Consider the following 18,571-nt stretch of genomic DNA (forward strand, 5'->3'; position numbering starts at 1 on the left):
GGCGACCGCGTGGGCGCGGCCCTCCGGCCCCCCCCCCCCCCCCCCCGCGTGATCCCGCTCGTCGAGGTTGCGCCGGGCGAGCGCACCGGAGAGGACGCCGTCCAGGCGGCGGTGGACTTTTGCTCCTCCGTCGGCCGCACCCAGGTCGACGAACGCAAGGAGATCCCCGGGTTCTTGGACACGGCACCCGGCAGGACCGGCCCTCGGCCGACCGTCGACAAGCCCCGGGCACCGGCAACAGGTCGCGAAGCCCGTGGCGAAGGGCTCAGGCCCTTGCATGTGCGCAGTCCTCGCTGAAGAACGCGACCGCAAGCAGCTCGCCGTGCTGTTCGCACGGAACAGCACAGCCAAGCACGCCCGCACGAAGGAGAATTGAAATGACCACTACGATCGTCCCGCTGGAAGATCACCTGGCCGCCGACTTCTACAACTACGAGTCGCTGCTCCCGGAAGAGGAACGCAAGATCCTCCTGACGGCCCGCGCCCTGATGCAGGACGAGATCAAGCCGCTGGTGAACGACAACTGGGCCAAGGGCGAGTTCCCCGAGGAACTGATCGAGAAGTTCCGCGGAAGCGGCCTGGCCGCGCTGGCCTACGACGGCTACGGCGAGCACCAGCCGGCGGTCAGCCACCTGCTCAGCGGCATGTTGGCAATGGAGCTGGCCCGCACCGATGCCTCGGTTGCCACCTTCTTCGGCGTCCACGACGGACTCGCGTTCTACTCCATCTACTCGGGCGGGGACCAGGAACAGCGCGACCGGTGGCTTCCCCGGATGGCCACCATGGACAAGATCGGCGCGTTCGCGCTCACCGAGCCGCTGGGCGGCTCCGACGTTTCCGGCGGCATGCGCACCACTGCCCGGCGTGAGGGCGACACCTGGGTCCTCAACGGGGCCAAGAGGTGGATCGGCAACGCCACCTTCGCCGACTACGTCGTGGTGTGGGCGCGGGACGTCGACGACAACCAGGTCAAGGGATTCGTCGTCGAGAAGGGCACGCCGGGGTTCAGCCCGGAGAAGATCGAGGGCAAGATCGCACTGCGGATCGTGGAGAACGCCGAGATCACTCTGACCGATGTCCGGGTGCCGGAGGCGAACCGGCTGCAGAACGTTCATTCTTTCCGGGACGTCGCAGAGATCCTGCGCGCCACCCGCAGCGGGGTCGCCTGGGAGTCGCTGGGCCTCATGACCGGCGCGTATGAACTGGCCCTGGACTACGCCAAGAAGCGCATGGCGTTCGGCCGTCCGATAGCGAAGTTCCAGATGGTGCAGGACCTGCTCGTCAAGAGCCTGGGCAACATCACCGCGTCGTGGGGCATGTTGGTGCAACTCGCACGGCTGCAGGAGGCCGGCATCTTCCGTGACGAGCACTCCTCGCTGGCCAAGAGCTTCGTCACCTCGCGGATGCGGGAGGTCGTCGCCTGGTGTCGCGAGATCTTCGGCGGCAACGGCATCCTGCTGGACTACGGCATCGCGCGGTTCTTCGCCGACGCCGAGGCTCTCTACTCCTACGAAGGCACGCGCGAGATGAACACCCTGATCGTCGGCAAGTCGATCACCGGGCAGAGCGCCTTCGTGTGAGGGGCAGCCGCCGTCCCGGTCCGCCGCGGCAGGCCGGGACGGCGGCGGAAGGCGCGGCCTTGTCTTCGTGGCCCTGCATCCGGGGCCGGGCGTCTCCAGAAGATCGTCCGGTTCCAAGTGAGTCTGCCGCGCTGTCAGCAGGCGGATCACCGGACCGGCCGGCACCGCGGCGCGTCAGCGAGGGAGGGCGGTGGCCCGGCCGACGCGCAACCCAACGACGCGACCGCCTCGGCGGCATCCTCCACGAGTACGCACATGCCGCATGACCAGGCCGGATGATGTATCGGTACCCGCACGGCCGACCTGGTCACAGCGTGCCGACGCCGGGAATCAAAAGTGTTCGCCGGACGCTTTGAGCGTGCGTGAAGAAGATAGGTTTCCTCTCGTTCGGCCACTGGTCGCCGAGTGCGCACTCCAAGACCCGGTCCGCCGCCGACTTCCTGCACCAGTCCATCGACCTGGCGGTCGCAGCCGAGGAGCTCGGCGTGGACGGTGCGTACTTCCGCGTCCACCACTTCGCGCAGCAGGCGGCCAGCCCGTTCCCGCTGCTCTCGGCCATCGGTGCACGGACCTCGAAGATCGAGATCGGCACCGGCGTGATCGACATGCGCTATGAGAACCCGCTGTACATGGCCGAGGACGCCGGTGCTGCCGACCTCATCTCCGGCGGCCGACTGCAACTCGGCATCAGCCGTGGATCACCGGAACAGGTGATCGACGGCTGGCGATACTTCGGTTACACCCCCGCCGAGGGCGAGACCGGCAGTGACATGGCTCGCCGGAACACCGAGGCCTTTCTCAAGGTGCTCGAGGGCAAGGGCTTCGCGCAGCCGAACCCGCGGCCGATGTTCCCCAACCCGCCGGGGCTGCTGCGCATCGAGCCGCACTCCGAGGGACTGCGCGAGCGGATCTGGTGGGGCTCCGGCTCGAACGCGACCGCCGTCTGGGCCGCAAAGCTGGGGACGAACCTGCAGAGTTCCACGCTGAAGGACGACGAGACGGGCGAACCGTTGCACGTCCAGCAGCGCAAGCAGATCGAGGCGTACCGCGAGGCGTACAAGGAGGCAGGCCACACGCGAGAGCCGCGCGTGTCGGTCAGCCGCAGCATCTTTGCCCTGACCGACGACCTGGACCGGGCTTACTTCGGCCGCGACCGCAACTCGCGCGACCAGATCGGCATGATCGACGACACGACCAGGGCGATCTTTGGACGCTCGTACGCCGCCGAGCCGGACGTGCTGGTGAAGCAGCTCCAGGAAGACGAGGCCATCCAGGCCGCAGACACCCTGCTGCTGACCATCCCGAACCAGCTCGGGGTCGACTACAACGCCCATCTGCTGGAGAGCATCCTCACCCACGTGGCACCGGAGCTCGGCTGGCGCTGAGTGTGCTGCCGGCCCGCGTGCGGTGCGGGCCGGCGCGTCACTACCCACTGCGCCGACAGAGACCCGGCCCGACACCGCGAGGGGCACACGAGGCCCGGCCGGGCCCGATGGGCTCGGCCGGCAGTGGGCGGACCCGCGCCGCCCGGCGCAGGGGGGACTGTGCGATGGATGCTCCATGTCAGGCTTGCCCGACAGCGGGTCTCAGCCGTGGCCACAGCGTTCCCGGATCAGCCTGTGCGGAAGATCGACCATCGCACAGCAATACACGTTCTCACGTTCCTGGCCGATGGTGACAGTCCAGCCGATCCCCGCATACACGTGCCCGCCGGTGTGCTGTCCAGGGCCGACCAGGAGGCGTATTTCGCACACGCGGCCCGGAGAGGGACATGCGCGGCCCCACGACGATACCTAGGGTGGGAAGTGCAGGTCTTTGACACAGCCTGGAACGAGTGACGTAGCAGGAAGAGGCGCCACGCAGTGCCCGGTCCGCTGTAGGCCCGGCCGCGACCAGCGGCGAAGGGGCGCGGACCGTACGCCGTCGGGCGTTGGGGAAGGACCAAGGGCGGTTCTGAACCATGAGGGATGTACATCGGCTTGATCCCATGCCAGCGACCCTGGGCAGCGGCACCGTTCTCGCGGCGTGGGAACGGTTCGTGCAGGGCGAGGATCACGTCCCCGGTGTCCGGCCCCTGGTGGCGATCTCCTGGCATCGCTGCCGAGAGCAGTACCGGATCGACCCTCACCTCACAGAGGCTCCGGTGGCTGTCGTGGAGCTCGACCATACGCCCGAGCACGATGTCGTCGTCGCTGAGCTGGGTTTTCGTGCCGCCTCCGTGGCACATGAAGTGGGCAATTCCGGTGGCGTCGTTACCGTCGCCGATGCCACGGGCCGGGTCCTGGCCGAGTGGGGTGATCAAGCCACGCTCGCCAGAGCCGGCGACTGTAATCTGGCGCTCTGGTTCTGCTGGTCCGAGTGCGCGGTCGGCACGAACGGCATGGGCACGGCGCTCGAGGCGCACGGCCCCGTACCGATCAGGGGCGCGGAGCACTGGTGCCAGGCGTTCCACAACTGGGTCTGCGCGGGCGTCGCGGTGCGCGACGTGGTGACCAGGGAACCGATCGCGGTCCTGAACATCTCCTGCTGGCGCAGCCAGCTTCCCGCGTCCGCGGAAAGCTGGCTGGCGAACGCGGTCGCCATGGCCCAGCACCCGCTGAAGAGGCGCGCCCGGGACAGCGGCGCCGAGTTGGTCGCGGCCTACACCCAGGCCAGGGCACGCTCCAGTGCGCCGCTCGCCGCGGTGGACACCGTGGGCAAGGTGGTGATCGCCGACGACATGGCAAGCGTGCTCCTGGGTGTCCCGGCATACACCCCGGCGGTCGACCCCACGCTGCGATGGAACCCCGGGCTGCCGGAATTCATCGCAGCCGCGAGGTACGCCACTGGGCAGGCAGCCCACGATCCTGACTGGGTCGGCTCGACACAGATCTTCGCCCACCTCGCCGACGAGCCGACATCGATCAGCATCCGACCTGTCTTCTCGTCCGGAACCCTGATCGGGAACCTGGTCTCGTTCGGTGCATGCGACGGGGCGCCGTTGCCCAGAGCGAAGGAGTCCGCGCACCCTCGGGTGCGGCCGCGCCGCCTGGTCGCGATGCGCGACAACCGGATGGTGCTGCTGCGGCTGCCGGAGGTGTCCTTCGCTGAATCGCAGGGAAACGACGTATGGCTCTCCACCGATCAGGGGCGATTGCGAGCCGCCTCTCTGAGCTTGGACAAGCTCGACAGTGAGCTGGCGGATGTCGGCTTCCTGCGGGTGCACCGCCGGTATGTGGTCAACCTCAGCCGCATCCGGGAGATCGAGCGCGGCCTCAAGGGCGAGCTGTCTCTGGTCATGGATGGCCGGACGAACGAGATGGTGCCGGTTTCCCGGCGTAACGCGTCGTCCGTGCGTCGCGCGCTGGACATCTGAGTCCAGCACATCCTCTGTTCCCGGAAGGACGTTTCCGTGTCTGACAGTCCGGACGCCGTTGCCGGCGAGATGAACGTCGGGAGCGCGGGCGGCCTCGGTCTCTCTGTGTCGGCCGGGCACTGCAGTCACCCGATCGGGGGCGCGGGCAACCGTGATTGGTGGCCGACCCGGCTCAACCTGACGATCCTCCGAAAACACCCCGCCATGGCCGACCCCATGGGCGAGGACTTCGACTATGCCGCGGCGTTCCGGACGCTCGACCTCGACGCCCTGGCGCGGGACGTCGACGAGGTGCTGACGACGTCGCAGGAGTGGTGGCCTGCCGACTTCGGCCACTACGGGCCGCTCGTGATCCGGATGGTGTGGCATTGCGCCGGGACGTACCGCATCGACGACGGCCGTGGTGGCCCATCCGCCAACATGCAGCGTTTCGCACCGCTGAACAGTTGGCCGGACAATCGCAACCTCGACAAGGCGCGCCGGCTGCTCTGGCCGGTGAAGAAGAAGTACGGCCGCAAGATTTCCTGGGCCGACCTGATGATCTTCGCGGGCAATCGCGCCCTGGAGACGATGGGCTTCACGACCTTCGGCTTCGCCGGCGGCCGGGCGGAGGTCTGGGAACCCGACGAGGCCATCTACTGGGGTCCCGAGCACGCCTGGCTCGGCGACGAACGCCACGGCGGCGTCCGGGAGCTGGAGAGCCCTCTGGCCGCCGACCAGATGGGCCTCATCTACGTCAACCCGGAGGGTCCGAACACCGTCCCGGACCCGCTCACCTCGGCCCGGGACATCCGCGAGACGTTTCGGCGCATGGGGATGAACGACGAGGAGACCGTCGCGCTGATCGCGGGCGGCCACACATTCGGCAAGACCCACGGCGCGGCCGACCCGGACACCCACCTCGGCCCCGAACCCGAGGGCGCCCCCCTCGAGGAGCAGGGCCTGGGATGGAGGAGCAGCTACGGCACCGGAAAGGGCACGTACGCGATCTCCAGCGGACTCGAGGGTACGTGGACACCCACCCCGACGAGATGGGACAACAGCTTCTTCGAGACCCTGTTCGGCTACGAGTGGGACCTGGAACTGAGCCCCGCCGGTCTGTGGCAGTGGATCCCGACGGACGGCGGCGGGGTCGGCACCGTGCCGGACGCCCACGACCCGTCGACGACCCACGCCCCGACGATGCTGACGACGGACCTCGCGCTGCGGTTGGACCCGGTCTACGAGCCGATCTCGCGGCGCTTCCTGAAGAACCCGGACCAGCTCGCGGATGCGTTCGCCCGGGTCTGGTTCAAGCTGACGCACCTCGACATGGGCCCGATCCAGCGCTACCTCGGACCCCTGGTCCCCCGGGAGACGCTGCGCTGGCAGGACCCGATCCCCGCCGTGGACCACGAGCTCGTCGGGGCGGCGGATATCGCCGCGATCAAGAGCCGGATCCTCGCCTCGGGGCTGTCGGTGTCCCAGCTCGTCTCGACCGCGTGGGCGTCGGCCTCGACGTTCCGCGTGAGCGACAAGCGTGGCGGGGCGAACGGCGCGCGCATCCGCCTCGAGCCGCAGCGGGGCTGGGAGGTCAACGACCCCGACACGCTGGCACAGGTGCTGCGCACCCTGGAGGGGATCCAGGAGTCCTTCAACAGCTCCCAGACCGGGAACAAGAAGATCTCGCTGGCCGACCTCCTCGTGCTCGGCGGAGCCGCCGCCGTCGAGCAGGCCGCCAAGGCCGCCGGCTACGACATCCAGGTCCCCTTCATTCCGGGACGCACGGACGCCACGCAGGAGTGGACCGATGCGGAGTCCTTCGCGCCGCTCGAACCGACCGCGGACGGGTTCCGGAACTACCGCGGCAAGGGCAACCGGCTGCCGCCGGAGCACCTGCTGGTCGATCGCGCAAATCTGCTGGACCTCAGCGCGCCCGAGATGACTGTCCTGGTGGGTGGCCTGCGGGTTCTGGGTGCCAATTACCAGCAGTCGCCGCTGGGCGTCTTCACCTCGGCGCCCGGATCGCTGACCAACGACTTCTTCGTGAATCTGCTCGACACGGGCACGGAATGGAAGCCGACATCCGCGACCGCGGAAACCTTCGAGGGTCGCGACCGCGCCACCGGCGAGGTCAAGTGGACCGGTAGTCGCGTCGACCTCGTGTTCGGCTCGAACTCCGAGCTGCGTGCCGTCGCCGAGGTCTACGCGAGCGACGACGCACGGGAGAAGTTCGTGCAGGACTTCGTCGCCGCGTGGGACAAGGTTATGAGCCTCGATCGGTACGACCTCGCCTGATCCTCCATGGGGGGCCGGATGCCGGCAGAGGCGTCGTGACCGGTCAGCCGATGTTGATCGGCGGCGATTGACCGGGCCGCAGCCGGCCCCGGCGCGACGCGTTGCAGTGCGGCCTGGCTCCTCCCAACGGTGGCGTATCGGGTACGAACGGTGGCTGGTCGCCGGCGAACGGTATGAGCCGGCCCGAACCGGGGCTCTGCCTTGTCGGTGTGATTCATCCGGCGTAGCGTGCTTATTGATCAGTAATTTCTCATTCTTTTTCGGGTCCCGCGTGGCGCGCTCCTTGACTGCCTGTTACAGCAGGGCATCGAAGGACGCAAAAAAGAAATTTCGAGGTCATTTCAAAGCACGTTTTTTGCCGAACGGGAAACCGACCGCGACGTGCCGTCGTCAGCACGGCCGCCACGAAGTGGACACAGGGATTCGGGCTGAGGAGAGTGAAGCCCCGATGACAACCATGCAGGAGCGATCCGACCTGCTGGACAAGCTCGGGTTGGCCGAACAGAACAAAGCAGCGCTGGGTCATGTACTGGGGACCGGGAGCATTGGGTATGCAGCCGAGAAATCGGACGGCACCATGCAGGCCACCATTCGGATCCACCCGGATGAGCTGACCTGGGATCCGTCGATTCTGGTCATGCCCCATGGAGGCGATATCGCGCTCGAGCTCGTCAATGACGACCTGAACACGCACTGCGCGCTCCTGCCGAGCAATGGCGACCGGAAGTTCATCTGGTTGGTGAACCATTCGCGCGGACGGGCGACCCTCAATCTCGATGGGCCGGGCTACTACTGGTTCGGGTCGCCCACGGGCAACGACGAGGGCCGGGGGTTGACCGGTGCCATCGTCGTCCTGGGGGACGCTCCGCCGGAGGCTCGCCTCGACCGTCCCGAACAACCACGGCCGTAGGAAGAAAGGAGGAGGAGCACATGACCGTCGATTACGTGGACGCGGGCGAGGCCGTCGACCAGGGAATGCTGAGCGGCAAGGTCGCGGGCGGGGACGTCGCGCCGCCGGTGGTGGCCGGCGTCGACTACGAGCGCATACTCAACGCCCGCCAGGAGCCCCACAACTGGCTCACCTACTACGGCGCCTACGACGGGCAGCGGTACAGCCCGCTGGACCAGATCAACACGGAGAGTGTCAAGCGCGTCGTCCCCGCATGGGTCTTCCAGGCCGGCACGACCGGTCTGATCGCGGGCGCGTCGACCTACTCGTTCGAGGCCGCCCCGATCGTGGTCGACGGGGTCATGTTCCTCTCCGGCTGGGACGGCTGGGTTTGGGCCCTCGACGCGAAGACCGGTGTGGAGATCTGGCGGTACAAGCACGCGGTCCCGTTCGACGTGTCCTTGTGCTGCGGGAACGTGAACCGTGGGGTCGCCGTGGCGCAGGGGAAGGTCTTCTTCGTCACGGCGAACGCCCGTGTGATCGCGCTCGACGCCACCACCGGCAAGCGGGTCTGGGACAAGACCTACGGTGACGTCCGGGCCGGGGAGAGCGCCACACTCGCCCCGCTGATCGTGAAGAACATGGTCATCGTCGGCAGTTCCGGCGGCGAGTTCGGCGTACGCGGCCACCTCGACGCGTTCGACCTCGGCACCGGCGAGCACCAGTGGCGCTGCTACACGGTGCCCAAGCCTGGGGAGCCGGGCTCGGAGACCTGGCCGGCCACCGGCGAGGCCTGGGCGCGTGGCGGGGCGAACTGCTGGGTGACCGGCACGTTCGACCCGGAGACGAACCTGCTGTACGTCGGCACCGGCAACCCGGCGCCCGACTTCGACGGAGGTGTCCGCGAGGGCGACAACCTCTTCACCGACTGCGTCATCGCCGTCGACGTCGACAGCGGTCAGATCCGCTGGCACTACCAGTGCACCCCACACGACGTGTGGGACTACGACAGCATCGCCGAGTGCATCCTGTTCGAGCGGGACGGGCGCAAACTGCTCGGGCACTTCGACAAGAACGGCTACTTCTTCGTCCTCGACCGCATGAACGGCGCGAGGGTCGGGATCACTCCCTTCGTGGACCGCATCACGTGGGGCGCCATCACGAGGGACGGCCGGGTGACGGCCAAGTCGTACCCCGACAAGGAGGGAGAACCGGTCCACTTCTACCCCGGTCCGGCCGGCGCCAAGGAATGGACCCACGCGGCCTACAGCCCGAAGTCCGGGCTCTTCTACGTCCCCGTCCAGGACACCGGCGCCACGGCCACCCGGTGGCGGCGGGAGTTCAAGGAGAGCATCCCGTACTGGGGCGCGGGCGTTCAGGTGGACATCGAGGACATGGCGGGGTCCATCAGCGCCTTCGATGCGAGCGGCGAGGAGAAGTGGCGCTGGCGCAATGAACTGCCGATGTGCGCCTCGGTGCTGGCCACCGGCGGTGACCTGGTGTTCGCCGGTGAGCCGTCCGGCGAGTTCAACGCGCTGGACGCTCGCACCGGGCAGGGGCTGTGGCAGTTCCAGTGCGGGAGCGGCCACCACAGCAGCCCGACCACCTACATGGTCGACGACAGACAGTACATCGCCGTGCCGGTCGGCTGGGGCGGGTGGGCCGAGGGATTCCTCCCCGGCATGCTCGGCGCGGGGCACGGAAGCGCCCTGATCGTCTTCGCACTCCCCGAATGGTCGTAGCGCGACCGGAGCCTGCCGTATCCGGGCAGAGAGGAGGTGGATTCATGGAATCCGAGCTCGCTGAGTGGGAGACGCCCGAGTTCGAGGAGATCGCAGTCGCAGCCGAGGTGACCATGTACGTCGCCCGGCTGGAGGACTAGCGGACGTGGGGCACGCCGGACCAGGTCCGGCGCCCCCTCGGGCTCCGGACGCCTACGGACGGCCGGGCCGGCGACCGACCCGGACCTGCGACGAACGGAGTGCCGGCGTGTTGCTGCGAGTGCTGGGCTCAGCGGCGGGGGGCGGGTCCCCGCAGTGGAACTGCGGCTGCCCTGTGTGCACCGCGGTCCGCTCCGGGGCCGGTCCCCCACGCACCCAGTCCTCGATCGCTGTCAGCGCCGACCGCCGCCGGTGGTTCCTCCTCAACGCCTCCCCCGACCTCCGCGCCCAGTTCGAGGCCTTCCCCGGCCTGCACCCGCGGGGCGACCGGAGGACACCGCTGGAAGCGGTGCTGCTCACCGACGCCGAACTGGACCACACGCTGGGCCTGCTGCTGTTGCGTGAGGCCCGCGCCCTGCGGGTGTACGCCACGCCGGCGGCGCACAAGACCCTGTGTGACGGCTCGGGAATCCTGCGCACGCTCCAGCACTACTGCACCGTCGAGTGGCGGGCAGTGATCCCCGGCACCGACCTGGACCTGGCGGACGGGCTGTCCTGCCGCGCGTTCGACGTGCCCACCGCCAAACGCGCCCGGTTCACAGCCGAGGCGGACCACGGCCGCGTCGTCGGCTACCGGCTGACCGACAAGGGCAGCGGGGGAACCGTGGTCTACCTGCCGGCCGTGCAATCGCTGACGCCGGCGCTGCGCGCGGAACTCGAGGGCTGCGGATGCCTGCTGGTCGACGGGACCTGCTGGCGCGACGACGAGCTCGTACGGCTCGGACTGGCAGGCAAGACCGCCCGGGAGATGGGCCACCTGCCCATCGACGGCCCGGACGGCAGCCTGGCGCAGCTCCCGTCGCTGGGCGCGGGACGGACGATCCTCGTGCACATCAACAACACCAACCCCGTTCTCCTAGAGGACACGCCCGAGCGGGGTGCGTTGCGGGAGAACGGCATAGAGGTGGCCACGGACGGCCTTGAGGTCCAGGTGTAGAGCCGTGACGACAACACCCACGAGAACGACCAGGAGCAGCGGCGCCGACGACTTCGTCGAGACGTTGCGGGCCCACTCGCGCCGGTACCACGACCAGCACCCGTTCCACGTCCGGATGAACGCCGGCCGGCTCAGCCCCACGCAGATCCGAGGCTGGGTGGCCAACCGCTTCTACTACCAGGAGAGCATCCCCCGCAAGGACGCCGCGATCCTTTCCAACTGTCCCGACCTCGACGTCCGCCGCCGCTGGATCCGACGGATCGTCGAACACGACGGCACCGCCGTGGGCGAGGGCGGCATCGAGGCCTGGCTGCGCCTCGGAGAGGCCGCCAGGCTGACCCGCGAGGAGGTCCGGGACCATCGGCACCTGGTACCCGGAGTGCGGTTCGCCGTCGACGCCTACGTGAACTTCGCCCGGACCCGCCCGTGGGTGGAGGCGGTGGCGTCCTCGCTCACCGAGCTGTTCGCGCCCGACCTGATGGCCGCGCGCCTGGCCGCATTCGAGCGCTGGTACCCGTGGATCGACCCTGAGGGCCTCGCCTACTTCCGCACCCGCCTGGAGCAGGCTCCCCGCGACTGCGAGCATGCCCTCGAGGTGGTCACGTCGCACTGCCTCTCCGCCGAGTCCCAGGCGCGCGCCGTCGACGCGCTGTCGTTCAAGTGCGACGTCCTGTGGAGCCTGATGGACGCCATCGACCAGGCCTACCCGGAGTGACCACCATGGACCCGACCCCCCTTGGCGGAGCGACCCAGACCAGGACCAGGACGGGACCCGGCGTCGAGGTGCGCGGCTCGGACCGGCCCCGGTTGGCACGGCATGTCCGGCTCACCTTCTGCCGGACCAGGCAGCGTCCGATCTTGCTGCACCCCGAGACGGTGGTGGTCCTCAACGGCAGCGGCGCGGCGATCCTCGAACTGTGCGACGGGCGGCACACCGTGGCCGAGATCGTGACCGAGCTGGGCACCCGCTACCGGACCGTCCCCGGGGACGAGGTGCGGCAGTACTTGACCCGGCTCGTCGCCAAGCGCTGGATGGAGCTCACCGATGGATAGCCCGTTCGGATTGCTTGCCGAGCTCACCTATCGCTGCCCGCTGGCCTGCCCGTACTGCTCCAACCCGCTGAACATGGCCGGCTACCAGGACGAGCTGACCACCGACGAGTGGCGGCGGGTGCTGACCGAGGCCGCCGATCTGGGCGTCCTACAGTGCCATCTGTCCGGCGGGGAACCGCTGCTGCGGCGCGACCTGGTGGAGATCGCGGCGGTAGCCCACGACCTGGGCCTCTACACCAACCTCGTGACCAGCGCCCTCGGGCTCTCGCGTCCGAGGGCCGAGCAACTGCGGGCCGCCGGCCTGGACCACGTGCAGATCAGCGTCCAGGCCGACGAGCCGGCCGTGTCCGACCGAATCGCCGGCCTCCCGTCCTTCCAGCGCAAGATCGAGGCGATGCGCGTGGTCAAGGAGCTCGGCTGGCCGCTGACCATGAACGTGGTGCTGCACCGGCACAACATCGACCGCGTCGCCGACGTGCTCGGGCTGGCCGAGGAGATGGGCGCCGACCGGGTGGAGCTGGCCAACACCCAGTACTACGGCTGGGCCAGGCGCAACCGTGCCGCGCTGCTGCCGAGCCGGGGCCAGCTCGAGGCGGCCGAGGTCGTCGTGCGGGCCGCCCGTGAGCGGTTGCGGGACCGCATGGAGGTCATCTACGTCATCTCCGACTACTACAGCCGCTACCCGAAGCCCTGCATGGGCGGCTGGGCATCCCGGCAGCTGACGGTGACGCCGAACGGCGACGTCCTGCCCTGCCCGGCCGCCCAGTCCCTGCCGTTGCCGCGGGCCAGCGTGCGGGAGGACTCACTGGAGTGGATCTGGGCCGAGTCCCCGGTGATGACCGCCTTCCGGGGGACCGACTGGATGCCGGAGCCTTGCCGGAGCTGCCCTCGGCGGGAGCTGGACTTCGGCGGGTGCCGCTGCCAGGCGTTCCTGCTCACTGGCGACGCCGCCCGCACCGACCCGATCTGCCATCTGTCGCCCGACCACGACCTGGTTGCCCGGGCGGTCGTGGCCGCCAACGCTGACCCGCCGGCCGACGATCTTCCGATGATCCCCCGCCGGTACCCGGTTCGCCGGCCGGCCCGCCTCCCGGGGTCGAACGGCCGGGCTAGCCGCCGAACGCCACCGGCAGCGTCGCAGCAGCGATGATCAAGGCGACTCCGCTCAGCAGGTCCGAGCGGATCCGGACAAGGCGCGCCGCGACCCGCCCGAGCTGCAGCCCGACCAGCGACATCACCGCCGTCATGACGCCGAAGACGGCGGCCGAGAACCATGGCGAGAGCCCAAGCATCCCCAGGCTCGCCCCGGCGAGCAGGTTGTCCAGGCTCAGCGTCAACGGGATGCCGAACAGCGCCCACGGGTGGTCCAACTCGTCCGGCTCGGGGTTCCTGAGGGCCGAGATGACGAGATAGAGACCGTACCCGCCGAGGACGGCCGCACCCATCAAGTCGGCGATGCCCCCGACGGACTCCCCGATCCGGCGCCCGATGAACAGCCCGACCAGGGGCATAATCGCATCCCACAGCCCGAAGGTCAGTGCAACTTGCACGGCGCGCTTCAGGCCGAATGGGACGGTGCCGAGCGCGATCGATACCCGAAAATTGTCGAGACTGAGCACAAAGCCCAGGAGCAGTATTTCCCAGATCATGGCGACGTCACTGCCCGATGACGACCGATGCCGACAGGAACGACTCTGTCTCGGCTAGTACTCGCCATAGTTCATGATATTTCACATTGTCCGGCGCAATAAACATGGGTCAGCCGATTTCGGGCGGAAGATTCTTCGGGCCCGCCACCTCCCGTTGGTCCGTTCCAGGAGACACTCCGGCATCTACCCAAATCCGCCGGAGCCAGGAGCCGGCCCCGGACGAACCGGCGACGCGGACAATGAAATCGCGGAATCCGCTTTTTCGTTCGCCTTTTCACCATTCGACCGTGGGCGCCGCCCGTGGGCTTGCCAGATGGGTCTGCCGGTCGTGGATCACGAGGATGACGACACGATGCGCGAACGCATGTGACCGCCACCCCGGAGCCACAACGTTCGGGACTGGAGGGATGAGTTCATCAAGGCGGAGTGGAGTCCGTCGAGGTGCCCGGAAGGAATCTGACGGCGCGCAACGCCGCGACGAGCTCGGCGGTGTCGCCGGGAGTCTGGAGCGAACGGCCGGTGAGGTCTTCGAGTTTGCGCAGCCTGTAGCGGACGGTGTTGGAGTGGCAGTGCAGGGCCTGTGCCGTCGCGGTCGCGTTTCCGGCGGCGTCGATCCAGCACTGGAACGTGTCGAGCAGCAGGGCGCGTGCGTCGCTGTCGAGGGCCAGAACCGGGCCCATGACCCTGCGGGCGATGTCGGCGGCGGCTTCGGGAGCCGCGGCCATGACCACGGTGAGCGGGTCGTCCTGGAAGCGGACCACTTCGGCCGTCCCGGCCGGCTGTCCGCTCATGGCGAGGCGGGCGTACCGCAGAGCCTGGCCGGTGCCGTCGAGCGAGGCGAAGGCAGGGCTCACTCCCACGCGGGAGGTGGCGAGGCGCCGTAGAACGTTCATGGTGAGGTCATCGGCGTCCGGGCGGAACAGGGACGCGATTCCGATGTGAAGGTCGGGCCGCAGTGTCCAGGCGGAGGGGATACCGTGCGCGGCCAGCTGCGCCTCGACGTCGCCGAGCGGCTCCTGACCGAGTGCGGTGGCTTCGGCGGCAACAGCGACGAAGGGACCCTTCCTGGGCAGGCCGAGAGTCTGGGCGACCTCCCACAACGTCCCTCGATCGGTGATCCGGCCGCTGAGCAGGGCCTCCGTGAGGGCGGACCGTTCGCGCTCCTGGGCGCGGACGAGTTCGGCGGCAGCCCGCCGATAGGCGGAGGTCAGCGCGTCGCTGTACTCGTCCGCGAGCTGCCACGCGTCGGCCGCCGCCCGCACCATCACGGACGGGTCCACCTCGCGACGCGAGGCTTCCTCGGTCAGGACCGTCCACACCTCTGCGAACCCGAGCCGGTAGGCGCGCAGGACGTCGGGCAGCGGACCGCCCTGGACCGCGCGCAGGCGTCCGGTCTCGCTGGGCTCGGTGAGGTCCGGCTCGCTGCCACGCGCGAACTGGGCGAGCATGCTGTCGATGTTGCGCCGCAGCGATGCCCGCAGCTCTGCCTCCGGCACAGTGCCGGAGGGGCCGTAGATGTCGATCTCGTCGCGGATACGGCGGGTGGCGCGCTCGACGAGGTCGGGCAGCCGCGGGCGCAGCGACTGTGCCATCGCAGCGATCTCGGGTACGGGCGGGCGACGCTGCACGAGGCCAGAGTACGGGGTGTGTTTGTCCAGGCCGACAAGCACATCGCCAAGGTTCCAGGGAACGTCCGCCGTCAGGTTGTTCCTGAGAACAACACATCCCGCGGTCTTCTTGTTCGCCGGTCCATTGGTGACGGCCCGCACGGGCGACAGTCTGTACGCGGCGTCGGGGGGTTACCGGGCTGTTAACAGGAGGACGCATGTCGAACATCGCGGGAAATCTGTCGGAGACAGCGCTGCGTCACCCCGATCGCCCTGCCCTCCGGTTCGGGAACGACGTGCTGACGTACGCGGAGCTGGACGCGGCCGCGTCGCGCGTCGCCGCGATGCTGCGTGCGGAAGGCGTGACGGTCGGTGATCGGGTGGGCGTGATGCTGCCCAACGTGCCGGCCTTCGTGGCGCTCTACTACGGCATCCTGCGGGCCGGTGGAGTCGTCGTACCGATGAACCCGTTGCTCAAGGCGCGCGAGATCGAGCACTGCCTGGTCGACTCGGGCGCGTGTCGCCTGTTCGTGCACGAGGGCGCCGCCGGGGAAGCGGCGGTGGCAGCCGGTGTCACGGGAACCGTTGTGATCCCCGTCGACACGATCCTGTCGCAGGCAGACGACCACGAGCCGGTCGGCGCGGAGACACAGCGCGGTGACGACGACCTCGCCGTGATCCTCTACACCTCCGGCACCACCGGCAGGCCGAAGGGCGCCGCGCTGACCCACCACAACCTCGGTCTCAACACCGAGGTCGTGGCCGAGCGGGTGATCCACGTGGGGCCGCAGGACGTGGTGATGGGCTGCCTGCCGCTCTTCCACGCCTTCGGCCAGACCTGCGGCATGAACGCGGCCGTCCGCCAGGGCGCCTGCCTGGTCCTCGTGCCCCGCTTCGACCCGGCCGAGGTGCTGGCGCTGCTCGACGCCTTGCGGGTGACCGTCTTCCAGGGCGTGCCGACGATGTACAACGCGCTGCTGCACCAGCCCCCGTCCGCCACCGCCCCCGATGCCGGTGACCTGCGGGTGTGCGTCTCCGGCGGGGCTGCGCTGCCGACGGAGGTGCTGCACGCCTTCGAGAAGCGCTTCGGCTGTGCGGTGGCCGAGGGCTACGGGCTGTCGGAGACCTCACCGGTGGTCACGTTCAACCACCTCGACCGCACCCGCAAGCCCGGCTCGATCGGCACCCCGATCGACGGTGTCGAGGTGCGCCTGGTGGACGTCGCCGGCCAGGACGTCCCGGTCGGTGCAGTCGGTGAGCTCGCCATTCGGGGCCACAACGTCATGGCGGGCTACTGGAACCGGCCCGACGCGACGGCCGAGGCGATTCCGGACGGATGGTTCCGTACCGGAGACCTGGCCCGCCAGGACTCCGACGGCTACTTGTTCGTCGTCGACCGCAAGAAGGACCTGATCATCCGAGGCGGGTACAACGTCTACCCGCGGGAGATCGAGGAGGTGCTCTACGAGCACCCGAACGTCGTCGAGGCAGCCGTCGTCGGCGTCCCGCACGCATCCCTCGGCGAGGAGGTCTCCGCGGCCGTCGTCCTCACCCCGGATGCTGAGGTCACGGCCGAAGACGTGCGGTCCTTCGTGAAGGAACGCGTCGCCCCCTACAAGTACCCCCGCAATGTCTGGCTCCTCCCCGCCCTGCCCAAAGGCCCCACCGGAAAAATCCTCAAGCGGGAGATCCGGCTTCCGCGGTGACATTCCGGGAGTGCCCGCGCCAGGTCGCTGACGTGCACGGGGCCGGCTCCCGACCCCGGATCAGTGCCCAGTAAATCCAGAGGACTTACACAAGAACGCCTACACGCCCTCCCCCAGAGCTGGATTCCGACGGACGACGCCATGGGGCCGAATGCCGATTCCGTGATGAAACATCGGGAGCAAGTGACCGTGTAGGCGGTGGCGTTGGCGGTCTTGACGTTGCCGTACGCGCTCTTGGCGGAGCTCGTGCACGGGTCGGCGGTCTCTCGTGTCAGATGAACTGGACACTTTCGACGTCGATGGTGACGAGTTCCACGTCCCGGGCCACCGTTCCGCCCTCTGTACGCCGGTAGACGCGGCGCCGGGTCGGGATCATGATGCCGTCGAACTCCTGGTACTCGGAGGGGTAGTGCGCGGCCGGCCCGGCGTTGATGACCTCGGGGGTGTAGTCGTGCCGGCGCAGCAGCCCGTTCGAGTCGAAGTAGAAGACCTGCTCACGGCAGTGCGTGGCGATGTGGTCCGGGAAGGTGACCTTCAGGGGCCTCCACGTCTGTCCCTCTTCGGTGACCGGAGGCAGTTCCGCGGTCTCGAATCCGGGAGAGGTGAAGGTGAAGGGGGATGTGAGGTAGGTCCACATGGCGTACCCGGCGAAGTAGGCGACGTGAAGATCATCCCAAGGGGCGCGCACGTCGTCCGGGAACGACGCACGGGGATCGAGTCGCTCGGCCTTCACCTCGCCGGTGACCGTCTCCACGGCCACCCTCTGCGGGGTGAGGGAGGTCCGCAGGTCGGGCGCGGTGAAGGGTGAGTGACTCGCGTGCTGCCGATGCAGGTCGATCCGTACGGCCGCATGATCCAAGATCCCCTCCCGTCCCTTCAGTCGCCACAGCGAACCTCCGACGCGGACATGCGCGGTCGCCGAGCTGAACCGGTGGTAGCGGTCCAGGCCGCCGTGCGCCTCGAGGGCCGTCGTGACGAGATCGGTCATGGCAGATGACTCCTTGATCTGTGGGGGGGTGCGGGCGTGGCCGGTAGACCCACGCGCCCGACTGCAAGGCTGACGCGCGATCGGACCATCGTCCCATTAGGAGCATATGCTCCTATACGCTCCGCGGCAAGAGGCAGCCAGGCCGGGGCCTGCTCGCCTGCGACGTGTTCGAAGTCGAGACCCTGACCGGAGCGAGCTGTACGTCTTTGCCGTCATCAAGCATTCGACGAGGCGCATCCGAATCCTGGGCACGACGGCACACCCCACCGCGGACCGGACATTCGCGACGGTACTCATTCGTCTGGGGGGAATCGTCGCGCTCGTCAGCACCGGTCCGGGCCGCGCTGGTCCATCGCGGCAAACCGTACCGATGCGCCCGCCTGCTCGGCGCGTCGTGATCTGCCGGATTCCTGCGCGTCAGGGATGCTGGAGAGACCATGCATTCGCTGCTCCTCGCGGTCAGCGTGCTCGCGGCTGCGAGCACGCTGACCACTATGCTGGCCGACGACTGGTACGTCCCGGTGTGCGTCACCGCGGCCGCGCTGCTCGTCACGATCGCACGCCGGTCCGGTGTGAGCCGGGAGGAGCTC

The 18,571-nt window shown here is 68.7% G+C and carries 16 protein-coding genes and 1 pseudogene; 14 read left to right on the top strand and 3 right to left on the bottom strand.

Translation table 11 applies throughout. The features are described 5' to 3' along the window. Nucleotides 1–48 precede the first annotated feature (48 nt). The 12 genes from ACWDA7_RS39150 (at nt 49) to pqqE (ending at nt 13,181) form a co-directional block, all read left to right on the top strand. A complete protein-coding gene (locus ACWDA7_RS39150) occupies nt 49–297 on the top strand; it encodes a hypothetical protein (RefSeq protein WP_450611058.1) in 249 nt (82 codons plus the stop codon). Between the two features lie 80 nt (nt 298–377). After that, nucleotides 378–1,580, top strand: a complete 1,203-nt coding sequence (locus ACWDA7_RS39155; protein ID WP_450611060.1) for an acyl-CoA dehydrogenase family protein — start codon at nt 378–380, stop codon at nt 1,578–1,580. Nucleotides 1,581–1,942: 362 nt separating this feature from the next. Next, nucleotides 1,943–2,965 carry an LLM class flavin-dependent oxidoreductase gene (locus ACWDA7_RS39160; RefSeq protein WP_450611062.1) on the top strand — a complete coding sequence of 341 codons (1,023 nt, stop codon included), beginning with the start codon at nt 1,943–1,945 and terminating at the stop codon, nt 2,963–2,965. A gap of 602 nt (nt 2,966–3,567) precedes the next feature. Beyond that, entirely contained in the window at nt 3,568–4,935 is a 1,368-nt protein-coding gene (locus tag ACWDA7_RS39165) for a LytTR family transcriptional regulator DNA-binding domain-containing protein (RefSeq protein WP_450611064.1), read from the top strand. Between the two features lie 69 nt (nt 4,936–5,004). Continuing rightward, entirely contained in the window at nt 5,005–7,212 is a 2,208-nt protein-coding gene (gene katG, locus ACWDA7_RS39170; RefSeq protein WP_450611083.1) for a catalase/peroxidase HPI, read from the top strand. A gap of 448 nt (nt 7,213–7,660) precedes the next feature. Continuing rightward, entirely contained in the window at nt 7,661–8,122 is a 462-nt protein-coding gene (locus ACWDA7_RS39175) for an MSMEG_3727 family PQQ-associated protein (RefSeq protein ID WP_360998611.1), read from the top strand. A 20-nt stretch (nt 8,123–8,142) separates the two neighbouring features. Then, complete coding sequence (locus tag ACWDA7_RS39180) at nt 8,143–9,843, top strand: PQQ-dependent dehydrogenase, methanol/ethanol family (protein WP_450611066.1); 1,701 nt, start codon at nt 8,143–8,145, stop codon at nt 9,841–9,843. Nucleotides 9,844–9,887: 44 nt separating this feature from the next. Continuing rightward, on the top strand, nt 9,888–9,983 hold the full coding sequence (pqqA, locus tag ACWDA7_RS39185; protein ID WP_360998615.1) for a pyrroloquinoline quinone precursor peptide PqqA: 96 nt from the start codon (nt 9,888–9,890) through the stop codon (nt 9,981–9,983). Nucleotides 9,984–10,090: 107 nt separating this feature from the next. Then, nucleotides 10,091–10,978, top strand: a complete 888-nt coding sequence (gene pqqB / locus ACWDA7_RS39190) for a pyrroloquinoline quinone biosynthesis protein PqqB (protein ID WP_450611068.1) — start codon at nt 10,091–10,093, stop codon at nt 10,976–10,978. Between the two features lie 4 nt (nt 10,979–10,982). After that, on the top strand, nt 10,983–11,693 hold the full coding sequence (gene pqqC, locus ACWDA7_RS39195) for a pyrroloquinoline-quinone synthase PqqC (RefSeq protein ID WP_450611070.1): 711 nt from the start codon (nt 10,983–10,985) through the stop codon (nt 11,691–11,693). 5 nt (nt 11,694–11,698) lie between these two features. After that, nucleotides 11,699–12,031: a pyrroloquinoline quinone biosynthesis peptide chaperone PqqD gene (gene pqqD, locus ACWDA7_RS39200; protein WP_450611072.1), complete on the top strand. Its 333-nt coding sequence runs from the start codon at nt 11,699–11,701 to the stop codon at nt 12,029–12,031. After that, nucleotides 12,024–13,181: a pyrroloquinoline quinone biosynthesis protein PqqE gene (gene pqqE / locus ACWDA7_RS39205; protein WP_450611074.1), complete on the top strand. Its 1,158-nt coding sequence runs from the start codon at nt 12,024–12,026 to the stop codon at nt 13,179–13,181. Before pqqD ends, pqqE begins: the two co-directional genes overlap by 8 nt. Here the strand turns inward: pqqE and ACWDA7_RS39210 are convergent. After that, nucleotides 13,141–13,680 (bottom strand): manganese efflux pump MntP, encoded by a 540-nt coding sequence (locus tag ACWDA7_RS39210; protein ID WP_450611076.1) that lies wholly within the window; start codon nt 13,678–13,680, stop codon nt 13,141–13,143. The two genes, pqqE and ACWDA7_RS39210, sit on opposite strands and share 41 nt — an antisense overlap. Nucleotides 13,681–14,096: 416 nt before the next feature. Further along, nucleotides 14,097–15,308 (bottom strand): PucR family transcriptional regulator, encoded by a 1,212-nt coding sequence (locus ACWDA7_RS39215; protein ID WP_450611078.1) that lies wholly within the window; start codon nt 15,306–15,308, stop codon nt 14,097–14,099. Nucleotides 15,309–15,505: 197 nt separating this feature from the next. Here ACWDA7_RS39215 and ACWDA7_RS39220 point away from each other — a divergent pair, with 197 nt between their 5' ends. Next, complete coding sequence (locus ACWDA7_RS39220) at nt 15,506–16,993, top strand: long-chain-fatty-acid--CoA ligase (RefSeq protein ID WP_450611080.1); 1,488 nt, start codon at nt 15,506–15,508, stop codon at nt 16,991–16,993. Nucleotides 16,994–17,264: 271 nt separating this feature from the next. Here ACWDA7_RS39220 and ACWDA7_RS39225 read toward each other — a convergent pair whose 3' ends face one another. Beyond that, on the bottom strand, nt 17,265–17,981 hold the full coding sequence (locus ACWDA7_RS39225) for a hypothetical protein (RefSeq protein ID WP_450611082.1): 717 nt from the start codon (nt 17,979–17,981) through the stop codon (nt 17,265–17,267). Nucleotides 17,982–18,127: 146 nt separating this feature from the next. On the opposite strand from ACWDA7_RS39225, the pseudogene ACWDA7_RS39230 reads away from it, so the two are divergent. Next, nucleotides 18,128–18,255 (top strand): annotated as a pseudogene (locus ACWDA7_RS39230) (integrase); the annotation flags it as partial. Nucleotides 18,256–18,571 lie beyond the last annotated feature (316 nt).

It is taken from the genome of Streptomyces sp. NPDC001156, from assembly GCF_053598275.1.

What these genes read in the sequence shown, in the direction of transcription:
- ACWDA7_RS39210 (WP_450611076.1), bottom strand. Translation starts at nt 13,680, where the DNA reads ATGATCTGGGAAATACTGCTCCTGGGCTTTGTGCTCAGTCTCGACAAT.
- pqqE (WP_450611074.1), top strand. Translation starts at nt 12,024, where the DNA reads ATGGATAGCCCGTTCGGATTGCTTGCCGAGCTCACCTATCGCTGCCCG.
- ACWDA7_RS39155 (WP_450611060.1), top strand. Translation starts at nt 378, where the DNA reads ATGACCACTACGATCGTCCCGCTGGAAGATCACCTGGCCGCCGACTTC.
- ACWDA7_RS39220 (WP_450611080.1), top strand. Translation starts at nt 15,506, where the DNA reads ATGTCGAACATCGCGGGAAATCTGTCGGAGACAGCGCTGCGTCACCCC.
- ACWDA7_RS39165 (WP_450611064.1), top strand. Translation starts at nt 3,568, where the DNA reads ATGCCAGCGACCCTGGGCAGCGGCACCGTTCTCGCGGCGTGGGAACGG.
- ACWDA7_RS39180 (WP_450611066.1), top strand. Translation starts at nt 8,143, where the DNA reads ATGACCGTCGATTACGTGGACGCGGGCGAGGCCGTCGACCAGGGAATG.
- ACWDA7_RS39175 (WP_360998611.1), top strand. Translation starts at nt 7,661, where the DNA reads ATGACAACCATGCAGGAGCGATCCGACCTGCTGGACAAGCTCGGGTTG.
- pqqD (WP_450611072.1), top strand. Translation starts at nt 11,699, where the DNA reads ATGGACCCGACCCCCCTTGGCGGAGCGACCCAGACCAGGACCAGGACG.
- pqqA (WP_360998615.1), top strand. Translation starts at nt 9,888, where the DNA reads ATGGAATCCGAGCTCGCTGAGTGGGAGACGCCCGAGTTCGAGGAGATC.
- katG (WP_450611083.1), top strand. Translation starts at nt 5,005, where the DNA reads ATGAACGTCGGGAGCGCGGGCGGCCTCGGTCTCTCTGTGTCGGCCGGG.
- ACWDA7_RS39225 (WP_450611082.1), bottom strand. Translation starts at nt 17,981, where the DNA reads ATGACCGATCTCGTCACGACGGCCCTCGAGGCGCACGGCGGCCTGGAC.